This is a genomic window from Kitasatospora sp. NPDC005748 (genome assembly GCF_040630735.1).
Classification (GTDB): domain Bacteria; phylum Actinomycetota; class Actinomycetes; order Streptomycetales; family Streptomycetaceae; genus Kitasatospora.
In genome coordinates, this window is sequence record NZ_JBEXYD010000010.1 from 58,819 (window position 1) to 83,098 (window position 24,280).

At 74.9% G+C, this 24,280-nt stretch carries 21 protein-coding genes; 10 read left to right on the top strand and 11 right to left on the bottom strand.

Annotated features, from left to right (window positions below; all coding sequences use genetic code 11):
* Positions 1 to 5: 5 nt before the first annotated feature.
* The gene (locus ABZ495_RS10810) at positions 6 to 632 is read right to left on the bottom strand and encodes a LysE family translocator (protein WP_359835360.1); all 627 of its coding nucleotides are present in this window, start codon (positions 630 to 632) and stop codon (positions 6 to 8) included.
* Positions 633 to 749: 117 nt separating this feature from the next.
* Between ABZ495_RS10810 and ABZ495_RS10815 the strand changes: the two genes are divergently transcribed.
* Positions 750 to 1,208 carry an Lrp/AsnC family transcriptional regulator gene (locus ABZ495_RS10815; protein WP_329490434.1) on the top strand — a complete coding sequence of 153 codons (459 nt, stop codon included), beginning with the start codon at positions 750 to 752 and terminating at the stop codon, positions 1,206 to 1,208.
* A 24-nt stretch (positions 1,209 to 1,232) separates the two neighbouring features.
* Here ABZ495_RS10815 and ABZ495_RS10820 read toward each other — a convergent pair whose 3' ends face one another.
* Complete coding sequence (locus ABZ495_RS10820) at positions 1,233 to 2,543, bottom strand: cytochrome P450 (protein WP_359804195.1); 1,311 nt, start codon at positions 2,541 to 2,543, stop codon at positions 1,233 to 1,235.
* Positions 2,544 to 2,632: 89 nt separating this feature from the next.
* On the bottom strand, positions 2,633 to 3,967 hold the full coding sequence (locus tag ABZ495_RS10825) for a bifunctional GNAT family N-acetyltransferase/ATP-binding protein (RefSeq protein ID WP_359804194.1): 1,335 nt from the start codon (positions 3,965 to 3,967) through the stop codon (positions 2,633 to 2,635).
* A 394-nt stretch (positions 3,968 to 4,361) separates the two neighbouring features.
* Between ABZ495_RS10825 and ABZ495_RS10830 the strand changes: the two genes are divergently transcribed.
* On the top strand, positions 4,362 to 5,249 hold the full coding sequence (locus tag ABZ495_RS10830) for a hypothetical protein (RefSeq protein WP_359804193.1): 888 nt from the start codon (positions 4,362 to 4,364) through the stop codon (positions 5,247 to 5,249).
* A gap of 251 nt (positions 5,250 to 5,500) precedes the next feature.
* On the opposite strand, the gene ABZ495_RS10835 is transcribed toward ABZ495_RS10830, so the two are convergent.
* Positions 5,501 to 5,794, bottom strand: coding sequence for a zf-HC2 domain-containing protein (locus tag ABZ495_RS10835; RefSeq protein ID WP_329490430.1), 294 nt, complete (start codon positions 5,792 to 5,794; stop codon positions 5,501 to 5,503).
* A 55-nt stretch (positions 5,795 to 5,849) separates the two neighbouring features.
* On the opposite strand from ABZ495_RS10835, the gene ABZ495_RS10840 reads away from it, so the two are divergent.
* Positions 5,850 to 6,440, top strand: a complete 591-nt coding sequence (locus tag ABZ495_RS10840) for a sigma-70 family RNA polymerase sigma factor (RefSeq protein ID WP_329490429.1) — start codon at positions 5,850 to 5,852, stop codon at positions 6,438 to 6,440.
* 126 nt (positions 6,441 to 6,566) lie between these two features.
* Here ABZ495_RS10840 and ABZ495_RS10845 read toward each other — a convergent pair whose 3' ends face one another.
* Complete coding sequence (locus ABZ495_RS10845) at positions 6,567 to 7,232, bottom strand: NAD(P)-binding domain-containing protein (protein WP_359804192.1); 666 nt, start codon at positions 7,230 to 7,232, stop codon at positions 6,567 to 6,569.
* Between the two features lie 376 nt (positions 7,233 to 7,608).
* On the opposite strand from ABZ495_RS10845, the gene ABZ495_RS10850 reads away from it, so the two are divergent.
* The 3 genes from ABZ495_RS10850 (at position 7,609) to ABZ495_RS10860 (ending at position 11,640) form a co-directional block, all read left to right on the top strand.
* A complete protein-coding gene (locus tag ABZ495_RS10850; RefSeq protein ID WP_359804191.1) occupies positions 7,609 to 9,063 on the top strand; it encodes an MFS transporter in 1,455 nt (484 codons plus the stop codon).
* A 46-nt stretch (positions 9,064 to 9,109) separates the two neighbouring features.
* Positions 9,110 to 10,444: a cytochrome P450 gene (locus tag ABZ495_RS10855; protein ID WP_359804190.1), complete on the top strand. Its 1,335-nt coding sequence runs from the start codon at positions 9,110 to 9,112 to the stop codon at positions 10,442 to 10,444.
* Between the two features lie 107 nt (positions 10,445 to 10,551).
* Positions 10,552 to 11,640, top strand: a complete 1,089-nt coding sequence (locus ABZ495_RS10860; RefSeq protein ID WP_359804189.1) for an isocyanide synthase family protein — start codon at positions 10,552 to 10,554, stop codon at positions 11,638 to 11,640.
* Here ABZ495_RS10860 and ABZ495_RS10865 read toward each other — a convergent pair.
* Genes ABZ495_RS10865 through ABZ495_RS10875 form a run of 3 tightly spaced genes read right to left on the bottom strand, consistent with a single transcriptional unit; the run spans position 11,625 to position 14,606 of the window.
* Complete coding sequence (locus tag ABZ495_RS10865; RefSeq protein ID WP_359835362.1) at positions 11,625 to 12,434, bottom strand: ABC transporter ATP-binding protein; 810 nt, start codon at positions 12,432 to 12,434, stop codon at positions 11,625 to 11,627. The genes ABZ495_RS10860 and ABZ495_RS10865 overlap by 16 nt on opposite strands.
* Positions 12,431 to 13,510: an iron ABC transporter permease gene (locus ABZ495_RS10870; RefSeq protein WP_359804187.1), complete on the bottom strand. Its 1,080-nt coding sequence runs from the start codon at positions 13,508 to 13,510 to the stop codon at positions 12,431 to 12,433. Before ABZ495_RS10870 ends, ABZ495_RS10865 begins: the two co-directional genes overlap by 4 nt.
* A 4-nt stretch (positions 13,511 to 13,514) precedes the next feature.
* A complete protein-coding gene (locus ABZ495_RS10875; protein WP_359835364.1) occupies positions 13,515 to 14,606 on the bottom strand; it encodes an ABC transporter substrate-binding protein in 1,092 nt (363 codons plus the stop codon).
* 293 nt (positions 14,607 to 14,899) lie between these two features.
* Here ABZ495_RS10875 and ABZ495_RS10880 point away from each other — a divergent pair, with 293 nt between their 5' ends.
* Positions 14,900 to 15,664, top strand: coding sequence for a helical backbone metal receptor (locus ABZ495_RS10880; RefSeq protein WP_359835469.1), 765 nt, complete (start codon positions 14,900 to 14,902; stop codon positions 15,662 to 15,664).
* A gap of 161 nt (positions 15,665 to 15,825) precedes the next feature.
* Positions 15,826 to 16,872: a transglycosylase SLT domain-containing protein gene (locus ABZ495_RS10885; protein WP_359835366.1), complete on the top strand. Its 1,047-nt coding sequence runs from the start codon at positions 15,826 to 15,828 to the stop codon at positions 16,870 to 16,872.
* A gap of 77 nt (positions 16,873 to 16,949) precedes the next feature.
* Here the strand turns inward: ABZ495_RS10885 and ABZ495_RS10890 are convergent, their stop codons facing one another.
* Both ABZ495_RS10890 and ABZ495_RS10895 read right to left on the bottom strand, forming a co-directional pair.
* A complete protein-coding gene (locus tag ABZ495_RS10890; protein ID WP_359835367.1) occupies positions 16,950 to 19,079 on the bottom strand; it encodes a hypothetical protein in 2,130 nt (709 codons plus the stop codon).
* A gap of 206 nt (positions 19,080 to 19,285) precedes the next feature.
* A complete protein-coding gene (locus tag ABZ495_RS10895; RefSeq protein ID WP_359805460.1) occupies positions 19,286 to 20,851 on the bottom strand; it encodes a lipase maturation factor family protein in 1,566 nt (521 codons plus the stop codon).
* Positions 20,852 to 21,162: 311 nt separating this feature from the next.
* Here ABZ495_RS10895 and ABZ495_RS10900 point away from each other — a divergent pair, with 311 nt between their 5' ends.
* Positions 21,163 to 21,306, top strand: a complete 144-nt coding sequence (locus ABZ495_RS10900; protein WP_359835369.1) for a hypothetical protein — start codon at positions 21,163 to 21,165, stop codon at positions 21,304 to 21,306.
* Between the two features lie 86 nt (positions 21,307 to 21,392).
* Here the strand turns inward: ABZ495_RS10900 and ABZ495_RS10905 are convergent, their stop codons facing one another.
* Positions 21,393 to 22,466: a GAF domain-containing protein gene (locus tag ABZ495_RS10905; RefSeq protein WP_329490418.1), complete on the bottom strand. Its 1,074-nt coding sequence runs from the start codon at positions 22,464 to 22,466 to the stop codon at positions 21,393 to 21,395.
* Positions 22,467 to 22,874: 408 nt separating this feature from the next.
* Between ABZ495_RS10905 and ABZ495_RS10910 the strand changes: the two genes are divergently transcribed.
* Complete coding sequence (locus tag ABZ495_RS10910; RefSeq protein WP_329492320.1) at positions 22,875 to 24,149, top strand: acyl-CoA dehydrogenase family protein; 1,275 nt, start codon at positions 22,875 to 22,877, stop codon at positions 24,147 to 24,149.
* The last annotated feature ends 131 nt before the right edge of the window (positions 24,150 to 24,280 follow it).

Genomic DNA, 24,280 nt, shown 5'->3' on the forward strand with positions numbered 1-24,280 from the left:
GGTTCTCAGGCGCTCGCCGTGACGCCCGCCACCAGCATCAGCAGCACCGCGGAGACCATCGTCATCCGCCGGGCGGCCTGCGGGGTGGTGCCGAACCGGCCGCCCAGCCGGCCACTGGCGTGCGCGACCAGGGCGTAGACGACCGCGCAGGCCAGCACGTTGAGCGAGCCGAGCGCGAGCACCTGGCCGCCGACCGGCAGCGCGGCGGCCGGGTCGACGAACTGCGGCACCAGGGAGAGGTAGAGCAGCAGGCCCTTGGGGTTGAGCAGGGCGGTGAGCATGCTCTGGCGCAGCACGGTGGCGGTGGGTTGCGGCGGTGCCTGCGCGAAGGCGGTGGCCCCGCCCCGGCGCAGCGCGAGGAGCATGCCGGCCGCCAGCACCAGCAGGTACCCGGCGCCGACCAGCCGGAGCACCGGCAGGGCGGCGGGCACCGCCCGCAGCGCGGCGGCCAGGCCGGCGCTGGAGAGCAGGGTGTGCACGGCGTATCCGGCGCAGACGCCGGCGACGGCGACCAGTGCGGCGCGGCGGCCCTGGCCGAGGCCGCGGGCGGCGATGTAGAGCCAGTCGGGGCCGGGGGTGCAGACCAGGAGCAGGTCGACCCCCAGGAAGAGGAGGAGGGCGTGCGTGTCCATGGTCGTGACCTGTCGTGTTCGTTCCGGCGCTACGGTCACTGAAGGTAGCCGGAACGGCTCGGCACACGATGGCCACTTCCTGCCCGTTCGGTCCGCGATTTGGCAGAATATTGCGCTATGGACCGTATCGACCGCAGAATCCTCCGCGAGCTCCAGCAGGAGGGCCGCCTCACCAACGCCGAACTGGCCGCCCGGGTGGACCTCACCCCCTCGCCGTGCCTGCGCCGGGTCCGGCAGCTGGAGCAGGACGGCGTGATCCGCGGCTACCGGGCGCTGCTGGACGGCGCGGCGGTGGGCCGCGGCTTCCAGCCCTTCGTGACGATCACCATGCGGCACGAGGACCGGGCGACGGTGGCCGAGTTCGAACACCGGGTGGCGGAGCTGCCCGAGGTGGTGGAGGCGCACCGGCTCTTCGGCGAACCGGACTACCTGCTGCGGATCGCGGTGGCGGACATCGCGGCCTACGAGCGGTTCATCACCGACGTGCTCTCCGGGCTGCCCGGGATCGCCCAGGTGAACTCGCACCTGACCATGAAGCAGGTGAAGGCCGACCGCGGCATCCCGACCGGTGGGTAGCCGACCACGGGGGGCGGGGCCGCGTCAGAACGTGAAGCGCAGCGCCCGCACCCGGTGGTCGAAGTTGGACGGGACCAGCTCCGGCTCGCCCACCGAGCGGGCCTGCGGCAGGCGGGTGAAGAGCTCCCGGTAGAGCACCTTCATCTCCTGCCGGGCGAGGTGCGCGCCCAGGCAGTAGTGCGGCCCGCCACCGCCGAAGCCGAGGTGGGGGTTGGGGGTGCGGGTGATGTCGAAGGCGTCCGGGTCGGTGAAGACGCTCTCGTCGCGGTTGGCGGAGCCGAAGAAGAGCACCGCCTTCTCCCCCGCCCGCAGCAGGGGGCCCTCGGGGCCGCCCAGCCGGTGGTCGACGGCCAGGGTGCGGCGGAACTGGATGATCGGCGTCGCGTGGCGGACGATCTCGTCCACCGCGCCGCCGAGGTGGCGGTCCGGGTCGCCGAGCAGCAGGGCCCGCTGCTCGGGGTGGACGGTGAGCAGGTGCAGGCCGTGGGCCAGTGCGTTGCGGGTGGTCTCGACACCGGCGACCAGCAGCAGGGAGAAGAACGCGCCGAGCTCCCGGCCGGTCAGCCGGCGGCCGTCGACGTCGGCGGTGACCAGGGCGGAGATGAGGTCGTCGGTGGGCCGGCGGCGCCGCTCCCGGCCGAGTTCGGCGACCATGCCCTGCATCCGGGCGAGCGCCCGCAGGCCCCGCCCGGGCACCCGGATCCGGCTGCGCAGCGGCCGGGCCACCCCGGTGTTCTCGGAGGCGTGGTTGACCTGGTCGAGGATCGCGCGGCGGGGCTCCTCCGGGATGCCCATCATGTTGCAGATGACCTGGAAGGGGAGCTCGGCGGCGACCGAGGTGACGAAGTCCTCGGGCCGGTCCCGTGCCACCCGGTCGATCAGGCGGGCGGCGACCAGGCGGATGTCGTCCTCGACCCGGGCGATCAGGCGCGGCGTGAACGCCCGGGAGACGATCCGGCGCAGCTGGGCGTGGCGGGGGTCGTCCAGGTTGACCATCGAGTCGCCGAACAGCGCCCGGACCCAGCGGGCGGGTTCGGGGGTGGTGACCCCGGGACCGCTGAGGAACACCGCGGGGGTGCGGCTGGCCTCGACCACGTCGGCGTGCCGGACCAGGGCGTGGTAGCCCTTGGCGCCCTTGGCGCCCTTGGCACTCCTGCCGCTCCTGGCGCCCTTGGCGCCGCCGGCCCGCTCCCCGGCCCGTTCGCCGACGAAGACCGGGCCGGGGAGTCGGCGCAGCTCGGCGAAGGCGGCGGCCCGGGCCGGCGCGGGCAGCTGCCAGAACCCGGGGTCGGCGAGGTCGACGGCGGGGGTGTCCGTCGCGGCCACTGTGCCCATGCCGGGCCTCCTGTCCTGTCGGTGCCCACATTTAGTCAGCACCGACCGGCAGGGTGTCAAACCGCAACTACCATGCGATGAAACGATATTCAGACGCGCGCATGCGAGGTGATGTCCGCGCCGAACTCCTCGATCATCGCCGGGGTGACGGTCGGCCGGGCCCGGGCGATGGCCGCCAGGTAGTCCTCGGTGCTCGCCCCGTCGGCGGCGTCCGGCCCCGTCGCGGCGGGGTCCGGCCCTGTCACGGCGGCTCCGGCCGGGTCCGCTCCGGCCGGGTCCGCTCCGGCGAGGTCCCGTTCGAAGGCCGCCTGGGCGGCGACCCGGGCGGCGTGCTCGATGTCCGCCGGGGTGAACAGCTCGCTCGCCCCCACCAGCGCGTCGAGGTCCACGTCCGCCCGGCCGGCCGCGTACCGGGACCAGATGGCGGAGCGCGCGGCCGGGTCCGGAGTGCCGATCGGGATCAGGTAGTCGAAGCGGCCCGGGCGCAGGAACGCCGGGTCCAGCGAGCGGATCGAGTTGGTCGCGCAGACCAGCAGCCGTTCCTCGCCCTCCCGGAACCCCGGGATGAGCTTGAGCAGCTCGTTGGTGACGCCGTGCATGCCGCCCTGGACGCCCTCGGTGCGCAACGGCGCGATCTCCTCCACCTCGTCGATGAAGACCAGCGCGCGCTCCAGCCGGCCGATCCGGGCGAAGGCGTCGCGCAGCGCGGCCGCCAGGTTGCCCTCGTCGGCCAGCCGGGACGGCAGCAGTTCGACGAACGGCCAGCCGAGCCGGGAGGCGATCGCCCGGGCGAAGGTCGTCTTGCCGGTACCGGGCGGTCCGAACAGGGCGATCGCGCGCGGCGGGCGCACACCGTGCCGGGCGGCCCGCTCGGGCTCGGCGAGCGGCGCCACCACCCGGCGCTCGATCAGGTTCTTCTCGGTCTCCATCCCGGCCACCTTGGCCCAGAGGTCGCCCGGCAGCAGCCGGCCGCCGAGTTCCTCCAGGAGTCCGCTCGCCGCGCCCGCCTGCGGCTCGTCCTTCTCGAAGTAGGCGGCCGCGGGGCGGCGGGTGTAGCCGGCGTTGTGCAGGCCCTCGCCGAGCAGTTCCTCCTCGGGCAGCACATAGGCGATGCGGCGCACCCGGCAGGCCACCAGCCGGCGCTCCAGCTCGCGCAGCAGCGAACTCGCCAGGCCCCGGCCGCGCCAGGCCGGCGCGATCGCGATCCGCATCACCCAGGCGCGCTCGCCCGCCACGCAGGCGAGCGCGGCACCGATCGGCGCCCCCTGGTGCACGGCGACCACGGCCGGCTGGCGCGAGGTCAGCGCGCTGATGCACTCCGCCAGGGAGAACACCGACTCCTGGCCGAGCTCCGCCGTGGTGTCGATCAAGTGGACCACCGCCGCGAGGTCGTCCTCGCGATAGTCGTGAACCAGCCAGTACATCGGCCCGCCCGCCTCTCCGTGCTCACCGGCCCGTGCCGTCGTCGACCGGCGGCGCGGCGCCGCGCGGTGCCCAGACGGTACGGGCGGGCGCGGGCGGCGGTCCCGTGCCGGAACGGACAAGCCGGGGCCGGGCGACCGTACGAACCGCCTCTGGCGCGCCGCCCTCGGGGGCCGGCGACGGCCGTGCACCGGCCGGGCGGCGGCGGTCCGGCCGACCCCGGTCGACTGCCCCGGTCGACTGCCCCTCCGATCGCCCGTCCGATCGCTTGGCCGATTGCCCGTCCGGGCAGCCGGGACCGGGCGGCCGGGCATGCTCTCACGGGGCCGAACCGGCCAATACCCGAGGGCGCGGTCCTGGCCCGCCGGGGCGAATGCGACGATGAGTGTCATCGTGATGACCGACCGAATCCGCGCACTGCGCGCCGTGGTCTTCGCCGCGCTCTGCGTGGCGCTGGCCGCCGCGGCGCACGTCACCATGGCCGGCGCCGGCGTCTCCCCGCCGGTCCTGGCGGGCGCCTTCGGTCTCACCCTCGGCTTCGGCTGGCTGCTGGCCGGCAAGCGGCGGGGGCTCGGTCCGATCAGTGTCTGGATGGTCGCCGCGCAGAGCGCGCTGCACCTGATGTTCGAACAGGCCGGGGCCCTGGCCGCCGACCGCGGCGGGTTCGGCCGCATCGCCACGACGGACTGGGCCGGCCTGCTGCTCTGCAATCCGGACCAGACGCCCACCGGGCTCTCCCCCGCCGACCTGGCCCGGATGGCCGGGATCGACCCCGACGTGCCGCCCGCCACGGGCGTCCGCGTCCTGACCGGGACGCACCACCACGGCACCGCGGCCGCGGTGGGCCCGCCTCCGGCCACGGCCGCCGCGGACCACGGGCTGGCGGGCCTGACCGGCGGGTCCGGCCTGTCCGGCGACGCGGCCGGGCTGTCCGGAGCATCGGGGATGCCGAGGATGCCGGGGATGTCCGGCCACGACATGGCGGCTCACTCCATGTCGGCCGGGATGCTCACCGCCCACCTGCTCGCCGCACTCGCCTGCGCGCTGCTGCTCCGGCGCGGCGAGACGGCGCTGACCCGGCTGTTCGAACTGCTCGGAGCACTCGGCACCGTGCTGGCCGGGGTCCTGCTGCTCCCGGTGCTCGCCCTGCTCACCCGACCGCGCGGCTTCGAGCCGCCGGTCCCGCCCCGGCCTGCCGCCCGTCGGGCCCGCCCGCCCCGACCGGTCCTGCTCTCGCACGCCCTCGTCCGGCGCGGGCCGCCGTCCTTCGCTGCCGCCTGCTGACGCGCCCGCCGCCCGACGCCGTTCCGGTGTCCGCGCCGCGGTGGGCAGGTCGCCCCGCGCCGTGGCCGTAGGCCGCGCCGCCGGGGCCCGGGCCCGCACGCCCCGCCGCCCCCTGCCGGGACACGGCGATCCGTGCGCGTCCACCGACGCCGAGCGCGCCGCCCGCAGCGGCCACCGCTCCCGAGCACTCTCCTCAGGACCTCTTCATGCCTGACTACGACGGCGCACCGGCCTCGCCCGGCGCCACCGTCCTACCGCTCCGGCCCCGACCCGTCGTCCCCCTGCCCGGGACCGCCCGTCACGCCGGGACCGCCCGCACCCGACCCGCGCCCGCCCAGGCTCGCGAGCAGGTTCGCCGACCATGCCGCCGAGGGGCCGTCCGGGTCGATCCCCGTCGTGCGACCGCGCAGCCGTTCCGCCTGCTCCTGCCAGCCGCGGCAGGCCTCGCAGCGCGCGAGGTGCTTGTCCAGCCGCCGGTCCGGCAGACCGGTCGGCTCACCGTCGAGACGGGCGGACAGAGCAGTACGGAACTGGGCGCATCTCATGTGACCATCGTCCCGCACCGGGCCCCGGGCCGGACCGACCGGGTGGGGGTCCGGCATGGATGACGAGCAGCTGACCGCGCTGGCCCTCGCCGCCCGCGCGGGCCGGCCGGCCGACGTCGAGGCCTTCGTCATGGCCACCCAGCGGGACGTGTGGCGGTTCGTCGCCCATCTGACCGACGTGCAGTCCGCCGACGACCTCGCCCAGGAGACCTTCCTGCGCGCGCTGCGGAGCCTGCCCGGTTTCGCCGGCCGCTCCTCCGCCCGCACCTGGCTGCTGTCGATCGCCCGGCGGACCGTCATCGACCGCTACCGCACCGCCGCCGCCCGCCCGCGCTGCGCCGCCCTGCCGGACTGGGAGGAGGCCGCCGAACGGCAGAGCGCCCCGCCCGCCGCCGGGTTCGAGGACGGCGTCGCGCTCGGCGACCTGCTCGACCGGGTGCCCGCGCAGCGCCGGGAGGCCTTCGTGCTCACCCAGGTGGTCGGCCTCAGCTACGCCGAGGCCGCCGCGGTGGCCGGCTGCCCGGTCGGCACCGTCCGCTCCCGGGTCGCCCGGGCCCGCGAGGAACTGATCGCCCGCCTGCGGGCGGCCGAGGCCGGCGACCCGGCGTCTCCGGGGCCGGCCACCCCGCTGGCCGCCGCCTGCTGACGCCGCGCCACCGGCCCGGTCGGCGCGTCCGGGCCCGGTTCCTCCCTCATCGGGGAAAGGACCGGGCGGGCGCGCCGACCGGGCCCGGGGCCGGAGCGTCGGGGCTGGAGCGTCGGGCCTGGCGCGTCAGGCCTGGGCGCGGAAGGCGGCGGGGCGCTCGGGCGAGGCCTCGGCCAGCGCCTTGACGACCGCGTCCACGCCGGCCCGCAGACCGTAGACGGGGGTGTCGGGCTGCTGGCGCCAGGAGTCGTCCAGACCGCCCGCGTCCACGCTGTCGAAGCCCAGCTCGTCGATCAGGGCCCGGACGACGCGCTTGGCGGCCTCGTCGTCACCGGCCACCGGGAGCGCCAGCCGGTCCGGGTCGCCCTGCGGGCGCGGCCGCTCCAGCAGGTCCTCGGCGTAGGTGCCGTTGAAGGCCTTCACCACCGGGTGCCCGAGGTGGCCCTCCGTCCACCGGCTCTCGGTCTGCCCCTCCTCGATGGCCGCGATCCGGCCGTCCCGCTGCTGCGGGTAGTAGTTGCCGGTGTCGATCACGACGAAGCCCTCGGCCGCGCCGTCGAACAGGCCGGACGGCAGGTCCGGCACGTTCTTCAGCGGCACCGTCACCACCACGATCTCGGCGCCGCGCGCCGCCTCCGTCGCGGCGACCGGCGTGGCGCCGGTCTCCTCCGCCAGCGCGGCCAGGGTCTGCGGGCCGCGCGAGTTGGCCACGGACACCTCGTGCCCGAGGGCGGTGAGCCGACGGGTGAGGTTGCCGCCGATGTTGCCCGCGCCGATGATGCCGATCTTCATGATGATCCTTCCGGTGCTGCCGCGATCATGCGTCGTGCCTGGCTGCAACCCCGGAACGGACCGGGCTATTTCCCCGTGCCGCCATCGGAGCGACCCCCGTGCCGCCGTCCGACCGACTCGCGTCCCTGCCGGACCGGCAACGGGCCGACGGGGTCGATCGTGCCGGGAGAACCGGGGCCCAACCAGGGCTGGACAGGCGCTGAACCAGGGGCTTCCTAGATCACTAATGGTCTAGACCAGCCATCCGGTCGCCACATTCCGGCCAACCGGGAAATTCCCTCAGGTGTTCGGAACCGGAGCTCCCCCGCCCCCGACTGCTGTACCGGACGCCGCCGACGAGGCGGTGTCGCACGGCACGGCAAGCGGAGGAGGACCCATGGCAGCGCGACAGGCGCCGGCCACCGGCGGACCGGGTGACGGTCCGGCAGAGCCGCCGGACCGGTGGATCCTGGTCGTGGCGGCCGGGCTGCTCTCGTTCGTGGCGATGCTCGACATGAACGTCGTCAACCTGGCGCTCACCGACATAGCCGCCGGACTGCACGTCTCGTCGACCACCGCCCAGTGGGCCGTCCTCGGCTACCAGCTCCCGCTGGTGGCGCTGCTGCTGCCGGCCGGGCGCTGGCTCGGCCAGGTCGGCGCCCGGTCCGCCCTGCTGCTGGCCGTCAGCTGCTTCGCGCTCTGCAGCGTGCTCGCCGCCGTCGCCCCGTGGGCGGGCTGGCTGATCGCGGCGCGGCTCGCCCAGGGCGCCTTCGGCGCGGTGCTGTTCGTGCTGATGCCGGTGCTGGCCGCCACCGCCGTCCGGCCCCAGCTGCGCGGCCGGGCGATGAGCGTCCCCGCCACCCTCGGCCCGCTCGGCGCCGTCACCGGGCCGGTGCTCGGCGGCCTGCTGCTCGACCACGTCGGCTGGCGGGCCATCTTCCTGGTCAAGCTGCCGGTCTGTCTGGTCGCCCTGGCGATCGCCTACCGGCACGCCCCGCGGGGCGGCCGGCTGCGCCTGCCCGACCGGGGCTCCCTCGGCGACGCCGCGCTGATCGGCTCGGCCGTGGCCGCCGTCATGCTCGGGCTCACCCTCGCCCCCGACCGGCCCGGCCTGCTGCTGCTCGCCCTGCCCGCCGCCCCGCTGGTGGCGCTCTGGCTGCGCCGGCCCGGGGGGCGGCCGGTCACCGCCGTGCTGCGCGCCTCCGGCACCGCCGGCGTGAACGGCTCGGTGCTGGCCCTGGCCGCCGGCTTCGCCGCCACCCACTACCTGCTCGCCCAGCACCTGCGCCGGGACGACGGGATCAGCGCCACCACCACCGCCCTGACCATGCTGGCGTTCCCGCTGGGCATGGTCCTGGCCGGCCGCTTCGGCGGGCGGCTGGCCGACCGCTGGGGCGCCCGGCCCACCGCGCTGACCGGCGCCGTCGTCACCGCCACCGGTCTGCTGCTGCTCGTCCCGCTGGACTCCGGCTGGACGCCGGCCGACATCTCCTGGCGGCTCGCGCTCGCCGGGGCCGGCATGGGCCTCAACGGCGGCCCGGTGCAGGCCCTGGTGATGAGCGCCGCCCGCACCGGGCAACTGGCCACCGCCGGCTCCGTCGTCCAGCTCTCCCGCAGCCTCGGGTTCGCCCTCGGCCCGGCCCTCGGCACCTCCGCCGCCCTGGTCGGCGGCAGCGGCCCCACGGCCGGCCGCGCCGGACTCGTCCTCGCCACGCTGGCCGCCACCACGGCCGTGGCCCTCCTCGCCCTGCACCACCGCGCCGCCCGCGCCGCGCTCCCCCCGCTCCCCGAGCAGGCCGGGAGCACCGACGGGGCGAGCGGCGCCGACAGCACGACGCGCTCCAGAGCCTGACGAAGCGCCCTCGCGCGCACCACCGATCCCGACCGGAGGACCCCGCATGACCGACACCGTCCACGACCCGACCGCCGCCGGCCCGGCGGACACCCCGCGCTGCCCGTTCGGTTACGACGAACTCCCGGACCCGGTACCGCTGTACGGGCCCGCGTACAAGAGCGACCCCTATCCGCTCTACCGGCGGATGCGGGAGGCCGGGCCGGTCCACCGGGTCCGGTTCCCCAGCGGGATCGCCGCCTGGCTGGTGACCGGCTACCGGGCCGCCCACGAGACCCTCAACGACCCGCGGCTCGGCAAGAACCACGCCCTGGGCAACGAGGGCTGGCGCCGGCTCGCCTCGATCATGCCCGAGCCGCAGCACTCCCAGCTCCAGGTCCACCTGCTGCACCAGGACCCGCCGAAGCACACGCAGATGCGCCGGCTCGTCCTGGACGCCTTCGCGCCGCGCCGGGTGGAGTCCCTGCGGCCGCGCGTCCAGGAGCTCGCCGACGCCCTGGTCGACGAGCTGCCCGGGACCGGCGGCGCCGACCTGGTGGCCGGCTTCGCGGCCCACTACCCCTTCCGGGTGCTCGCCGAAGTCATCGGACTCCCGCCGGAGTTGGCCGCCCGCTTCGACCGGGACTGGGGCAAGGTCGTCCAGCCGGTCGGCCCGCAGGACCCGGGCCGGCCGGCCTACGAGGGCCGGCTGCGCGGCCTCCAGGGGTACATCGCCGACGTGGTGGCCCACAAGCGCGCCCACCACGACCCCGCCGGGCCCGACACGGACCTGCTCGGCCGGCTCGTCGCCGCCTGCGACGCGGGCGAGTTGACCCCCGAGGAGCGCGACTCGATCGTGTTCCAGCTGCTGGTGGCCGGCCAGGAGCCCGTCACCAACCAGATCACCACCATGCTGATCACCCTGCTGCGCCACCCCGAGCAGCTCGCCCGGCTGCGCGAAGGTATCGCCGCCGACCCGGGCCTGCTCACCCGCGCGGTGGAGGAACTGCTGCGCCACGACGCCGCGTTCGAGCTCACCACCTGGCGCTTCTTCGCCGAGGACAGCGACCTGTACGGCACGACCGTCCCCGCCGGCGACTCCGTGATCGTCTCGCTCTGCGCCGCCAACCGCGACGACGAGCAGTTCCCCGAGGCCGACGTCCTCGACTTCGACCGCACCCCCAACGCCCACCTGGCCTTCGGCCACGGCATCCACTACTGCCCCGGCGCGGCCCTGGCCCGGCTCGAACTCCAGATCGCCCTCGCCACCCTGCTCACCCGGCTGCCCGGACTGCGGCCGTCCACCGAGGACGGCGCGGGAATCGACGCGCTCACCTGGGTGCCCGCCGTGCTCGCCCGGGGCGTGAACCGCCTCCCGGTCGCCTACGACCGGCGGGTCTGACCGCCCCGAAGCCCCCGCACTCCCTCCCGTCGTCCCGGCGGCCACCGCCGGGCGTGGCTCCCGCCTGCCCCGAAGCCCGCACACCGTTCGTCCCGTGGAGGACCACCATGCCACCTACCGGCGTCGCGACCGACTCCCCGACCGACACCCGTTCCCCGGCCACCACCGCGGCCGGTACCACCGCCCGACCCGCCGAACACGGGCCCACCGACCACCGAACCGCCGAGCCCCGGCCGGGCGCCGCCCCGCCCGGCGCCGCCCGCCGCCCCGGCGCCCCGGCGCCGGAGTCCGTGCCGCGGATCTGCGCCGCGATCCTGGAGCTGCTGCTCCCGCACCGCCGGGCCTCCGACCCCGAGGTCGACGCCACGACCGCCGACTTCCCGCTCCAGCTGGAGCAGTTGGCCGACTTCGTCGCCGCCGGTGACCCGATCGTGTTCACCCTGCCCGGCTTCCCCTGCAAGTCGCCCAACTCCGCCAAGGTCCTCGGCCACCTGCCCGACGAGGGCGAACGCCTCTCGCTCACCTTCCTCGACCGGCTCTGCGAGGAGATCGGCACGCTCTACGAGCCCGGCGCACAGATCCTCATCTGCTCCGACGGCCACATCTTCGGCGACCTCATCCACGTCCCCGACGACCACATCGACGAGTACTCCGATGCGCTCTCCGCGATGATCGCGCGGGAGGGCCTGAGCCACCTCGCCACCTTCGACCTGCGGGCCGTCCTCGGCGACCTGCCGTTCGACGAGAAGCGGGCCCGGGTGCACGCCCAGTACGCGCCCAGCAAGGAGGAGTTGCGCGAGCAGGTGCTCACCGACGAGGAGACCCTGCGCCTCTACCGCGGCATCACCCGGTTCCTCACCGAGGACACCGCCGGCTTCACCGGCACCAGGTCCGCCCTGCAGCGCGACTGCCGGCAGCGCGCGTACGGCGTCATCCAGCGCAGCCGCGCCTGGGGCGACCTGATCGCCGAGCAGCACCCCCGGTCCTTCCGGCTCTCCATCCACCCCCAGCGGGTCGGCGTGGCGAAGTTCGGCATCCGGCTGCTGGAGGCCGCCGACGTCTGGATGACGCCGTGGCACTCCGCCGTGCTCCACCGCCCGGACGGGCGCTGGGAGTTGCTACGCAGCGAGGAGGCCGGGCGGATCGGCCGGCTGGTGGAGCGCGACGGCCGCCCGAGCCACTACGAGACCTCCTGACGCTTCGGCGATCCCGCCGTCGAGGCGGGCGTGCGGTGGTCGAACGCGATCAACGGATCACCCGTGAGCGGGTGTTCGACCACCGCCGCCCGCACCCCGAAAACCTTGGCCAACAGCTCGGCGGTCAGCACCTCGCGCGGCGGCCCGGACGCCACCAGGGCGCCCTCGTGCAGAACGTGCAGGCGGTCGCAGACCGAGGCCGCCGCGTTGAGGTCGTGCAGCGCGATCAGCGTGGTGCGGCGCTGTTCGCGCATCAGCCCGAGCAGCTCGACCTGGTGCCGGACGTCCAGGTGGTTGGTCGGCTCGTCCAGCACCAGGACGTCCGGCTGCTGGGCCAGCGCCCTGGCCAGCAGCACGCGCTGGCGTTCACCGCCGGACAGCTGGGCGAACCGGCGGTCCGCCGCGCCGGCCATCTCGACCCGCTCCAGGGCGTCCGCGACCAGCCGGTGGTCCTCCGCGTCGTCCGCCGCGAAGGCCCGCTTGTACGGGGTGCGGCCCATCGCCACCACCTCGCGGACGGTCAACTCGAAGTCCCCGCCGCGCTCCTGGGGCAGCGCGGCGATGTGCCGCGCGGACTGCGCCGCGGTCAGCCCGGCCAGCTCCCGGCCGGCCAGCAGAACCCGCCCGGCACTCGGCCGCAGATGCCGGTAGACGGTGCGCAGCAGGCTGGACTTGCCGCTGCCGTTCGGGCCGACCAGCCCGGCGATCTCCCCCTCCTCGGCGACCAGGTGGACGCCGGCCACCACCGTCCGCCCGGACAGGGTGACACTCAGATCCTCGACCGCGATCCTCAATTCCGCTCCAGTCGTCGGTCCAGCAGGAAGAGCAGGGTGGGCGCGCCGAGCAGCGCGGTGACCACCCCGATGGGCAGCTCCTGGGTGTCCAGGGCGGTCCGGGCGAGGGTGTCGACCACCACCAGCAGCACCGCCCCGGTGAGCGCGGACAGCGGCAGCAGCCGGCGGTGGTCGCCGCCGACCAGCAGCCGGCAGACGTGCGGCACCATCAGCCCGACGAAGCCGATCGCGCCCGAGACGGCGACCAGCACCCCGGTCAGGACGCTGGTGACGACGAAGATCTCGCGGCGCAGCCGGGTGACGTCCACCCCGAGCCCGGCCGCCGTCTCGTCGCCCATCAGCAGCGCGTTCAGGCTCCGCGCGCGGGCCTGGAGCAGCGCCAGCCCGAGGGCCACGGCGACGGCGGGGACGGCCAGTTGACCCCAGACCGCGCCGCTGAGGCTGCCCATCAGCCAGAACAGCACGCCCCTGGTCTGCTGTTCGTCGCTGGTCTGCAGGACGAGGTAGCTGGTGAAGCCGGCGAGGAACTGGCCGATGCCGATGCCGGCCAGCACGAGCCGCAGCGGCGAGAACCCGCCGCCGCGCCGGGCCAGCAGCCAGACCAGGGAGAACGCCGCCAGCGCGCCGAGGAAGGCGGCCAGCGAGATGGTCAGTCCGACCGCGCTGCCGAAGGCCAGCTCCAGGCCGAGGCCGCCGCCGAGGACGATCACCGCGACCGCGCCGAGCGAGGCTCCGGAGGAGATCCCGAGCAGGTAGGGGTCGGCGAGCGGGTTGCGGACCAGTGCCTGGACGGCGGTGCCGACCAGGCCGAGCCCGGCCCCGACCATCGCCGCCAGCAGGGCGCGCGGGACGCGCAGTTGCCAGACGATGAGGTCCCGGGTGCCGGGCTCGGGAGCGCGGCCGGTGAGCCGGTGGGCGACCACCGACCAGACCTCGCCCGGGGCGATGTCCACCGAGCCGAGCGAGACGGCGGCGGTCAGCGCGGCGACCAGGGCGAGGGCGAGCACGACGGCCAGCGGCCCGGCGCGCAGCGTCCCCGTCCGGCTCCGCCTGGCGGTGACGGCGGCCGATGCCACCGGCCTACCGGCCCTTCTCGACGAGCGCCGGGTACACGGTGGCGGCGATCTGCCGCACCGTGTCGGCGTTGCGCACCCCGGCGATGGTGGTGACCTCGGAGCCGATCCGCAGGAAGTGGCCCTCCTGGACGGCCTTCAGGCCCTGGGTCGCGGGGAAGCCGCGCAGGAAGGCCTCGGCGTCCTCGAACGCCTTGCGGTTCTCCTCCTCGGTGCCCCGGTTGCGCACGGCGAGCTGGATCCAGTCCGGGTTCTTGGCGACCACGTCCTCCCAGGACGCCGGCTTGAAGTCGGCGTCGCAGTCGGCGAACACGTTGCGGGCGCCCGCCAGGGTGATGACCGCGTTGGCGACCTGCCGGCCGCAGACCGATATCGGCTGCTTGGTCCCGGCGTCGAAGTCGAACAGGAAGTAGCTCGGCCACTGGTCGGCGGGCACCGCGGCGGTCGCGGTGCGGACCTCGGCGATCTGCCGCTCCATCCCGGTGACCAGTTCCTCGGCCCTGGCCGCCGTACCGGTCACCGCGCCGAGCCGGCGGATGTCCTCCTCCACCTGGGAGAGGTCGGTGCGCGGCGCGGGGGCGGCCTTCGGCGTACCGGCGCAGGCGGTGGAGAGCAGCATGACGTGCTGGATCCCCGCGGCCGCGAACTCCTGCTCGCTCGGCACCGCGCCCGCCCCGCCCATCATCGGCATCGAGCCGAAGGTGTCCACGTAGAGGTCGGCGCCCGAGCCGAGCAGCTTCTCCTTGGCGATCACCTTGGCGCCCAGGACGGGCACCCTCGCGCCCTGCTCGGCCAGCGCCGCCGGCAGACTGCCCTTGCCCGGCGGGAACCCGGTGCCGACGACCCGGTCGCCCGCGCCGAGCTGGAGCAGCATCTCCAGGGCGGCGGCATTGCTGGTGACGATCCGCTTCGGGGCCTGCTGGACGATGGTCTCCTTGCCCTGGCAGTCCGCCACCCTCACCGGGAACCCGGAAGCGGCGGACTGCCCCACCCCACCGGTCCCGTCACCGCCGGCGCTGCTCCCCCCACCGCCGCTCCCGCAGGCCGTGGCGAACAGGGCGATGGCGGCCGCGATGCCGCAGAACACGCGAGGGCGCATGGAACTCTCCTGGTCAATGATCGTGCTCGGGCCCTTCCTGGGAGCCCGGACCAGGTAGTCGGCCGCCGCACCCGCCCGGTTCCCACGACTTTCCCCCGCCGGACGGGCCCGTTCGGCCTAGGGTTTGCCGCATGGCCTCCCACCTCGCCCAGCCGCCCGAGCCGCCCGAGCCGCCCGGGCCGCCGTCCGACCCGTCGTCAGGGTCCGGTCCGCGAGCGGGGTCCCGGCCGGGCGGGCCCGGCGGGGTGACCGTCGGCGGGCCGCCGGTCCGGGTGGACGACCTCGGGCTGCGGGTGCCGTCCGGGCCCGGCCCGGTCCGGCGGATCGTGTCGCTGGTCCCCTCGCTGACCGAGGCCGTCGCCGCCACCGCTCCCGGCCTGCTGGTCGGCGCCACCGACTGGTGCAGCCACCCCGCCGACCTCGCCGTGGCCAGGATCGGCGGCACCAAGAACCCCGACGTCCGCCGGATCGCGGCCCTCGCGCCGGACCTCGTCCTCGCCAACGACGAGGAGAACCGCCGCCCCGACCTCGACGCGCTGCGCGCCGCCGGCCTGGCCGTCTGGGTCACCGACATCCGCACCCTGGAGCAGGCCTTCGACTCTCTCCACCGCCTGCTCACCCTCGGCTGCGGACTCCCCCGCCCCGCCTGGCTGGACGCCGCCGAGGCCGCCTGGGCGGCGTCCACCCCGCCCGGATCGGTGCTCCGGCGGGCCGTCGTCCCGGTCTGGCGTCGCCCCTGGATGGTGCTCGGCCGCGACACCTTCGCCGGCGACCTGCTCCGGCGCCTCGGCGTCCAGGTGACGCTGCACGCCGGCCACCCGGACCGCTACCCCGCCGTCCCCCTGCCCGAACTCCTCGCGAGCGGGCCCGAGGTGGTCGTCCTCCCGGACGAGCCGTACCGCTTCACCGCCGAGGACGGCCCCGAGGCGTTCCCCGGCATCCCGGCGGCCCTGCTCAGCGGACGCCATCTGACATGGTACGGACCGTCGTTGGCGCAGGCGCCCCGGGTACTCGGCGCGCAGCTGGCCCGCGCCCGGCCGGGAGCGGCGCCGGACTGACCGGGCCACCCCGAGCCGGACCGCCACGCGGCCGCCGGGACGCCGGAGCCGCGTACCGAACGTCGCTCCGGGGCCCGAGTCGGTAGGACGATCACACCGTCGTAGGATGACCGCCTCTCGCCGGGACGGCCGGCGAAAACGGGGGGCGGAAATCCATGAAGGTGCGTGCTTCACGGCAGGCGCTGGTTCTCGTGTCGGCGGCGGCCGTGTCGACGGCGCTGCTGACGGGCTGCGGCAGCAAGAAGGCGGACGGCAGCACCGACGCCGCGGCGGGCCCGGCGGTGGCCGCCACCGCCGGGGTCTCGCCCTCCGGGACCCCGACGGCCGACGCCCCGGCGACGGCGAGCCCTTCGCCCGGCACGAGCACCTCGCCCGGCCCCAGCGCCTCGCCGAGTGCGACGGCGGGCAAGTCGGCCAAGCCGAGCCCGACCGCGTCGGCGAGCACGGCCAGGCCCGGCACCACCAAGCCCGCGGACCCGGCCGCCAAGGCCACCAGCGCGCCCCCGGCGGCCCAGGCGGCCCCGGCCCCGGCCGCCGTCGCCGCGGCGCCCGCACCGACCGCGAAGCCCGGCCCGGTCGCACCCCCGCCGCCGCCCGCGCCCGCCACCCCGCACGTCCCGCCGCTGCAGAGCGGCTGCACCCCGACCAAGCCCCAGCCCGACGAGCCGAAGGAGGCCGTCGCGGCGGCGCTCGGCTCGGCCGCCGGGCAGTCCCGGACGCTGTTCCTCAGCAACGGCGGCACGGACCGGCTCCCGGCGCTGCCGGCCAACCTGGTCAAGGCGATCGCCTGGCAGGAGAGCGGCTGGCAGTCCGGCATCCTCGCCTGCGACGGCGGCATCGGCACCATGCAGATCATGCCCGCCACCGTCAGCTGGATGAACAGCAAGTTCGGCACCACCTCCGACCCGAAGACGCTGGCCGGCAACGTCCAGCTCGGCACCCAGCTGCTCGACTGGCTGGTCGCCTACTACGGCGACTCCTCCTTCGGCGGGAAGTACGACCTCTCCCCCGACCCGGCCACCGGCCGGACACCGCTGCTCGACCTGGTGATCGCCGCCTACAACGCGGGTGCGGGCAACGTGCACTACAACACCGTCACCGACCCCGTCACGGGCGCGACCGGCGGGAGCGTGGCCATCCCGAACCCGGGCTACGTCGCCAACGTCAAGGCGCTGATGGCCGGCGCCCCCTGGAACAAGGCCGGCTGATCACGGAGCTGACCACGGCGAAGGGCCCGGTGCGGGAGGCGTACCTCCCGCACCGGACCCTTCGGCGTCGCTTCGGGTCAGCCGCGCGCGGCCGTCACGGCGGCGCCCAGCGCCTCCTTGATGCGCGGGCCGAGGCGGCCGAAGCCCAGCTCCTTCATCGCCGCCCGCAGCAGCTCCTCGTCGCTGCGGTCGACACCGTCACCGTCCAACCAGCGCACGACGGCGAGCAGCTCGTCGGCCGAGTAGGCGGTCACCGGACGCCCCGGCGTGAAGTCCGGCTTCCCGGGCCCGGCGGCGGGGGCGGCCTTGGGGGCCTTGGCCACCTTGGGCGTCCTGGGGGCGGGCTCGGGCTTGACGGCCGGCTCCGCCTCGGCGAACCCGACCTCGGTGACCTCGGCAACCGGCTCCACAACCGCTTCGACCTCCGCAGCCTCCGGCTCGACGGCCTCGGCCTCGGCCTCGACGGCGGGCACACCCTGGGCAGCCGGCACGGCTTCGGTCTCGGGCTCGGTCTCCACGACGACCTCGGCAGCCTCGGCTACGGACTCGGCCGGAGCCGCCTCGGGCTCGACGACCTCCGGCGCAACGGCCTCGGCCTCAACCGCGGGCACAACCTCGGCAACCGACACGGCTTCGGTCTCGGTCTCCACGACCACGACGACCTCGGCGACCAGCTCGGCAACCTCGACCTCGGTAACCTCGGCAGTCGACTCGGTGACCTCCGGCTCGACCTCGGCAGTCGGCTCCACGACCTCGGCAACCTGCGCAGCCTCGGCTACGGACTCGGCCGGAGCCGCCTCGGGCTCGACAACCTCCGGCGCAACGGCCTCGGCCTCGGGCACAACCTCGGTCTCGGGCTCAACGACCTCGGCAACCTCGACCTCCGGCTCGGCCTCGGCCTGCGCCGGGACGGCCGGAGCCGCGTCCACCAGGTCGTCCGCCGCGGGCGAGGGCGCCGGGAGCGAGACGACGAGCGGCCGGGCCTCGACGGGCTCCTCGGCCGTGGGCTCGTCCGCTCCGGTCGCCGCCTCGGCCACGACCGGCTCGGCCTCCGCCTCGGTCGAGCTGTCGGCCGCCACCGGCTCGGCCTCGGTCTCGACAGCCGCCTCTTCAACGGCCGCCTCTTCGACAACCGCCTCTTCGACGACCGTCTCCTCAACGAGCGCCTCGGCGGCGCCCGCCTCCTCGGCGACCGGCTCCTCGGCGGCGAGCTCCTCGACGGGCGTCGCCTCCGTCACCGTCAGGCCGTCGCGCTGACCACCGGCCAGGGCCTGGCGGGCGCCGTAGGCGGCCTCGGCAGCGCGGCGGTCGGCGCCGGCGGCGGCGAGCTCGGCGAGCAGGTCGGCCAGACCGGCCTCTTCGAGCGAGGTCCGCAGGGAGCGGATGGTGGGGAGGCGGTAGAGCGTGCCCTCGTCCGCCGCCAGACGCTCCACCAGGTCGATGAGCTCGGGGAACGGCTGTGCTTCCAGGTCGTGCTCGGGCAGCAGCCGGCCCAGGTCGCGCAGCGCGGTACCGATCGCTTCGAAGGCCGCCGCGGTCCGCTCCGCCAGCGGGCCGTCGGCCGGCGGGACGGGCAGCGCGCCCGAGGGGGCGAGGACGGCCCAGGCCCGACGTTCGATCTTGGCCGAGGCGAGCGCCTCGTGCAGCTCCTCGGGGCGGACCTTGCGGCCGCCGGCGACCAGCGCGGCGGCCTGCTTGCGCAGCCCGCGCACGCGCAGGAACGACAGCTTGACGCCGTTCTCGCGACGCCAGGCGCGGTCGGCCGTGGCGGCGACGAGCGCGTCCAGGTCGGCGTCGTACGCGGCGCCGATCAGGGTCGCGGAGGTCTGGTGGACACGCTGGAGCGTCTCGGCGAACAGCGCCGCGACGGCGACGCTGCCGGGCACCTCGATCCTGGCGTCGGCGGCCAGGGCGGTGACGGCCTCCCAGGTCTGCTGGAGGTCGCTGCCACGGAGTTCGGCGAGTGCGGTGGAGGCGGCGCGGGCGTCCTCGGGGGTGGCGACGGTGTCGACGGCGGCGTACCACGCGTGGGTCCCGGCGGTGAGGGTGAAGGCACCGAGCTCGGCGTAGCGGCCGAGCTCGTCCCGGAGGCCGGTCTCCACCGTGGCCGCCTGGCCGCGGTTCTGATCCGGGTCCGTGGCGTCCTTGGCGTCTGCGGCGGCCTTGGCGTCTGTGGCGTCGGCGTTGCGCGAGTGAAGCACTGTCATGTGAGGTCCGGTTCTGGGCGACTGCGGCGGGGCGGGCGGCGAGGGGGCGGCGGACCGGGTGCGCACGGAGGCCCCGGCGGGAGGGGCTGGGGGCGCGCGTTCGGGCCGCCGGTTGTGGAGGCCAAGAATACGGGTGCCCGTTCGAGCCTTGCACGCACCCACCGTCCGACGGGCCGGTGTGGCGTGCCACACCGCCCGCCCGGCCGCTACTCGGGAGGGCCGGGCGGGTGGTGCGGTGCGGGGCCGGGCGGGTGACCGGACCGCCGTCGCAGACCGTCCAGGGGTACCGAACGGCTCCGGCGGCCGAGCGGCGGCCGGTGACCGGAACGAGTGAGGGTGTCAAGGCTGACCGGCGCGAGGTACTCGTGCAGCGCGGTCCGGTGCCACCACGCGCCGGTGGACCGCAGTTCGTGCCAGTCGGTGAAGCGGTAGCGGTGGAGCGTCGCCCGGACGTGGGTCGGCGGGGCGTCCGGGAACGGATTGTGACGCAGGAGCCGCAGCGTGGCCGGGTCGTTCGTCAGCAATCGGGCGACGAACGGCAGGAACCAGGGCCGGGCGTACGCGGGCGAGATGGCGGCGAACCACATCAGCCAGTCCAGCCGCAGATGGTAGGGGGCGTACTGGCGCGGCAGGCGGCGCACGTCGCCGGGCTTGCCCTTGAAGCCGTACTCGCGCCAGACCGTCCGCCCGGTGACGGCGGCCTCGTCGGTGCCCTCGACCACCACCTCCAGGCGGATCCGGTTGACGCTGCCGAAGGCGCCGTAGGTGTTGACCAGATGAAGCCGGTTGAAGGATCGGTTCATCACCTGTTCACGGGAGACCATGTTCCGGACCGGCCAGTAGCTGAGCACCGCGACGGCGACGGTCAGCGCGATCACCAGGCCCTCGAACCAGCCGGGGGTACCGCCGTAGGAGCGAGTCCGGAAGGACAGCCCGAAGCGGGCGGGGTCCACGGCGGCGAGGGCGAGGGTGATGGTGAGCCAGTTCAGCCAGGCGAAGTTGCCCGAGGCCACCAGCCAGAGCTGGGTCACCACGACGATCACGGCCGCGTAGCCGGCGACCGGCTGCGGGAGGAGCAGGCCGACCGGTACCAGGAGCTGGGTGACGTGGTTGGCGGCGACCTCGGCCCGGTGCAGCGGCCCGGGCAGGTGGTGGAAGAACCAGCTGAGCGGTCCCGGCATCGGCTGGGTCTCGTGGTGGTAGCGCAGACAGGTCAGGTCGCGCCAGCAGCTGTCGCCGCGCAGTTTGATCAGCCCGGCGCCGAACTCGACCCGGAACGCCAGCCAGCGCAGCAGCCAGAGCACCGGGAGCGGCGGGGCGACGTCCTGGTTGCCCAGGAAGACGGCGAGGAAGCCGGCCTCCAGCAGCAGGGACTCCCAGCCGAAGGAGTACCAGGTCTGGCCGACGTTGACGATCGACAGGTAGAGCAGCCAGAGCACCGCCCACAGCAGCATCGACGCCCAGAGCGGGACGGCGTCGCCCAGTCCGGCGACCAGGCCCGCCGAGAGCACGGCGCCCGTGCCGGCGACGGCGGCGAAGAAGCGGTCGCTGTAGTGGAGGTGGAAGAGGCTCGGCGCGCGGCGGAACGGTACCCGGGCGGTGAAGGCGGGCACCGGAAGCATGCCCTCGGCGCCGATCAGGGCCCGGAACTGCGCGGCGGCGGCCACGAATCCGGTCAGGTAGACGGCGGCCAGCAGCCGTTGCACGAGGACCCGGCTCGGCCCGTACTCGGGTGCGGCGAACCAGTCGGCGAACCACTCCATGCGGCCCATGCCTACCATCGGTCGCCGTGCTGCGGGCGCCCGTCCGGGGGACGGGGCGTCCGGTTCACCCGCGCGGCGGCCGGGCGGCTCGCAACGAGCGGCGGCAGCGTTGCGGCGGACGGCGGTGCGGCGGTGCTGCGGCGGACGGCGGTGCGGCAGCGTTGCGGCGGACGGCGGAGGCCGACTACGGGGCGGCGGGCTCCCGGCGACGCGCTTGGGCAGGGCTGAGGCCGCGACTACGGCGGCGGGCTCCCGGCGGTCACCGTGGTGGGGCGCCTCTCCTCGGGGGTGAGAGGCGCCCCGGCACGGTGGCGGGGCCGGTGGGTACGGGGTCCGTCCTGGACGTGGCGCCGGTCCTGGACGTGGCGCCGGTCGTGGTCGGGCCGGCGGCGGTGGCCGGTCCGGCGGCTGCGACGGCGGCGGTCGTGTCGGCGGCACCGGTGGTGGTGGTGCCGGCGGCGTAAGTCGTGGCGGTGGTCGTGGTCGTGGCGGGGGTCGTGGCAGGGGCCGTGTTCATCGTGGTGGGGGACGGGTGCGGTGGCGTCCGGGGTCAGCCCGGGAGCACCAGCCCGGTCTCCCCGCCGCCGATGCCCGGCCGACCGGTGGCGCCACCACCGCTCTGCTGGAGCCGGTCGACCAGCAGCGCGGCCAGCGTGCCCAGCTCCTCCTCGGTGCGGGACTGCGCGGTGACGTCCATGCCGACCACGAGCACACCGTTCACCTGGCCGGTCCGCGCGGCCCGCTGCGGGGTGCAGGTGAAGCTGAAGATCTGGTGGATCCGCTGAGCGTCCGGCCGGGTGGACTGGAAACGGACGTCGTTCAGGACGGCGGTCCGACCGGTGTGGTACGCCTCGGCCACCGTCTGCTCCAGCCCCGCGGCGGCCAGCTGCGGGTAGGCCTGCCCGATCGAGCCGTGGGCCACCGGCGCACCGAAGGCCTCGGCGTGCCCGGGGTTGACGTAGCGGAGCTCCTGCTCGGGCCCGCGGGTCAGCATGATCGGGAACGGCGAACCGTCGAAGGCGGCGAACATCTCCTGCTGCTGGGCGATCAGGTTGTCGCGCAGCCGGATCTCGGAGAGCAGCGCCTCGGCGAGGTGCTGGATGTCGCGCAGCCGCTCGCGCCCCCACTGGCGGGGTTCACGGTCGAGGACGCAGACGGTGCCGATGACGGTGTCGGTGTCGTCGACCAGCGGGGCGCCGAGGTAGGCGCGCACCCCCAGCTCGTCGACGACCGGGTTCCCGGCGAACCGGGGGTAGGCGAGGACGTCGTCGAGCGCCAGCGGGGAGCGCTGGGCGACGACGTGCGGGCAGAAACCGTGGCTCAGCGGCATCTCCCGGCTCGGGAGGTCGAAGACGATCCCCCGGTCGGCCCAGGAGCAGCCGGTGTCGCCCGGGGCGGCGGAGTTTGGCGGAATGAAGAGCCCCCGGAACATCTGCCGCTCGTCGTTGATGAAGTTGACCATGGCGATGGGGGCGCGGGTGAGGCTGGCGGCCAGGTGGGCGAAGCGGTCGAAGGCCTCGTCCACGGTGGGTTCGTTGAGACCCAGGATGCGCAGCCGGCGGGTCCGCTCGGACTCGCCGGCGGCACCCGGGAACTGGCCTTGAGTGCTCATCACATCAGTCATGGCGCACATGTAATCAGACCATCGGCGCGATGGACGCTCTCGGCCCACCCGACCGCCACGACTGACGGGCGATCAAACCCGCACGTGGACGACCCTCCAGCAGGGCCGAAAAGCGGGAATGATCATTCCCCCGCCGCGGCGGCTTTCAATCCTCCTCCGACTTCGGGCGATCCGTTTCGCGCCATTCCAAGATCGACTATGGAGAGGGCCGGATCGCCATACGACAATGAGCCCTGCCGAAAACAGGGACGGGTTTCCGCCAGGATCCCGCCCCGCACATCCGCGCGTACCGGCTGCACCAGGGCAACCGGCCGCCACCTCATCACCCCCACCCTTGGGCGGCCGGAGCGGTTCGGCTGCACGGACGGAGGCACCACCACCCCTGAATCGAGAGGACCCAGCATGGCGATGGACTACTTCACCGACGAACGGCACGAGAGCCTCCGCGCGGAGGTACGTGAGTTCGCGGAGAAGGAGGTGCGCCCGCAGGTGGCCAGAATGGAGGCCGACCGGACGGTCGAGGTCGAACTCTCCCGCGAGATCGCCCAGCGCGGCTGGATCGGCGCGACCATTCCGCGGACCTTCGGCGGGCTCGGTCTCGGCCACCTCGCCAAGACGGTCATCGTCGAGGAGCTGGCCCGGGTCAGCGGCGCGATGGGCGCGATGGCGCAGGCCTCGCAGCTCGGCGTCGCCAAGGTGATCCACTTCGGCTCCGACACCCAGCGCCGCTACTGGCTGCCGCGGTTCGCCTCCGGCGAGGTGCTGCCGACGATCGCCGTCACCGAACCCGAATCGGGCGGCCACGTGCTCGGCATGACCGGCACCGCGCGGCGCGAGGGGGACGAGTACGTCCTCAACGGCCGCAAGTGGTTCGTCGGCAACTCCCACATCGGCGACGTGCACGGCGTGGTGCTCCGCACCGGCGAGGGCAGCCGGGGCCTCTCCGCCTTCCTGGTGGAGAGCGACCGCCCGGGCTTTCGCACCGGCAGCCCCGGCTCGCAGAGCGGCCTGCACGGCTTCAGCTTCGGCGAGATCGTCTTCGAGGACTGCCGCGTCCCCGCCGCCAACCGGCTGGGCGAGGAGAGCCAGGGCCTGGACATCGCCTACTCCTCCTCGACCCTGTACGGACGGCTGAACCTGGCCGCCGTCGCACTCGGCATCCACCGGGCGATCGTGGAGGACACCGTGCGGTTCGCCGAGGGGCGGGTGCTCTACGGGAAGCCGCTCTCCCAGCTGCCGAACATAGCGCTCAAGCTGGGCGAGATGCAGTCCCGCCTGATGACCGCCAAGCTGGCCGCCTACCACGCCTCGCACCAGCTGGACCACGGCCGGCCCTGCGACGCCGAGTTGATGAACGCCAAGCTGATCAACACCGAGTACGTGCTGGACTCGGCGCGGAACGCGATGGAGATCCACGCCGCCCGGGGCCTGCAGGCCGAGTTCCACATCGAGCGCTACCTGCGGGACGCCACCCACATCTACCCGCCCGCCGGCACCTCCGACGTCCAGCGGCTGCGGCTCGGCCAGGTGGCCTCGGGCACGTACGGCAAGCAGTGGTCGGCGGAGCTGTCCGACCTCACGAGCTGGGCCTGGACCGAACTGGCCCAGCGGGAGGCCCGACTGGAGGCCGAGGCCGCCCGCCCGGCCGGCGCCGCCCTGCTGCACATGCCGCTCGCCGGCTGAAGCCCCCACCCCCACACGGAGGCATCCGCGCCACCCGGAACCGGCCCACGCCCGGCTTCCGGCCCACCTTCGGACTTCCCGTACTTGACCTGTTCCTGACGGCTTTCCGGAGACCTCCCCTCAGGCTCCCG

Bases quoted from the DNA above. Each gene is read 5' to 3' on its own strand.
- ABZ495_RS10815 (WP_329490434.1), top strand. From the start codon at position 750: ATGGACCGTATCGACCGCAGAATCCTCCGCGAGCTCCAGCAGGAGGGC.
- ABZ495_RS10840 (WP_329490429.1), top strand. From the start codon at position 5,850: ATGGATGACGAGCAGCTGACCGCGCTGGCCCTCGCCGCCCGCGCGGGC.
- ABZ495_RS10895 (WP_359805460.1), bottom strand. From the start codon at position 20,851: ATGGGCCGCATGGAGTGGTTCGCCGACTGGTTCGCCGCACCCGAGTAC.
- ABZ495_RS10845 (WP_359804192.1), bottom strand. From the start codon at position 7,232: ATGAAGATCGGCATCATCGGCGCGGGCAACATCGGCGGCAACCTCACC.
- ABZ495_RS10820 (WP_359804195.1), bottom strand. From the start codon at position 2,543: ATGGGCACAGTGGCCGCGACGGACACCCCCGCCGTCGACCTCGCCGAC.
- ABZ495_RS10910 (WP_329492320.1), top strand. From the start codon at position 22,875: ATGGACTACTTCACCGACGAACGGCACGAGAGCCTCCGCGCGGAGGTA.
- ABZ495_RS10875 (WP_359835364.1), bottom strand. From the start codon at position 14,606: ATGCGCCCTCGCGTGTTCTGCGGCATCGCGGCCGCCATCGCCCTGTTC.
- ABZ495_RS10810 (WP_359835360.1), bottom strand. From the start codon at position 632: ATGGACACGCACGCCCTCCTCCTCTTCCTGGGGGTCGACCTGCTCCTG.
- ABZ495_RS10850 (WP_359804191.1), top strand. From the start codon at position 7,609: ATGGCAGCGCGACAGGCGCCGGCCACCGGCGGACCGGGTGACGGTCCG.
- ABZ495_RS10825 (WP_359804194.1), bottom strand. From the start codon at position 3,967: ATGTACTGGCTGGTTCACGACTATCGCGAGGACGACCTCGCGGCGGTG.
- ABZ495_RS10905 (WP_329490418.1), bottom strand. From the start codon at position 22,466: ATGACTGATGTGATGAGCACTCAAGGCCAGTTCCCGGGTGCCGCCGGC.
- ABZ495_RS10860 (WP_359804189.1), top strand. From the start codon at position 10,552: ATGCCACCTACCGGCGTCGCGACCGACTCCCCGACCGACACCCGTTCC.
- ABZ495_RS10890 (WP_359835367.1), bottom strand. From the start codon at position 19,079: ATGACAGTGCTTCACTCGCGCAACGCCGACGCCACAGACGCCAAGGCC.
- ABZ495_RS10830 (WP_359804193.1), top strand. From the start codon at position 4,362: ATGACCGACCGAATCCGCGCACTGCGCGCCGTGGTCTTCGCCGCGCTC.
- ABZ495_RS10855 (WP_359804190.1), top strand. From the start codon at position 9,110: ATGACCGACACCGTCCACGACCCGACCGCCGCCGGCCCGGCGGACACC.
- ABZ495_RS10835 (WP_329490430.1), bottom strand. From the start codon at position 5,794: ATGAGATGCGCCCAGTTCCGTACTGCTCTGTCCGCCCGTCTCGACGGT.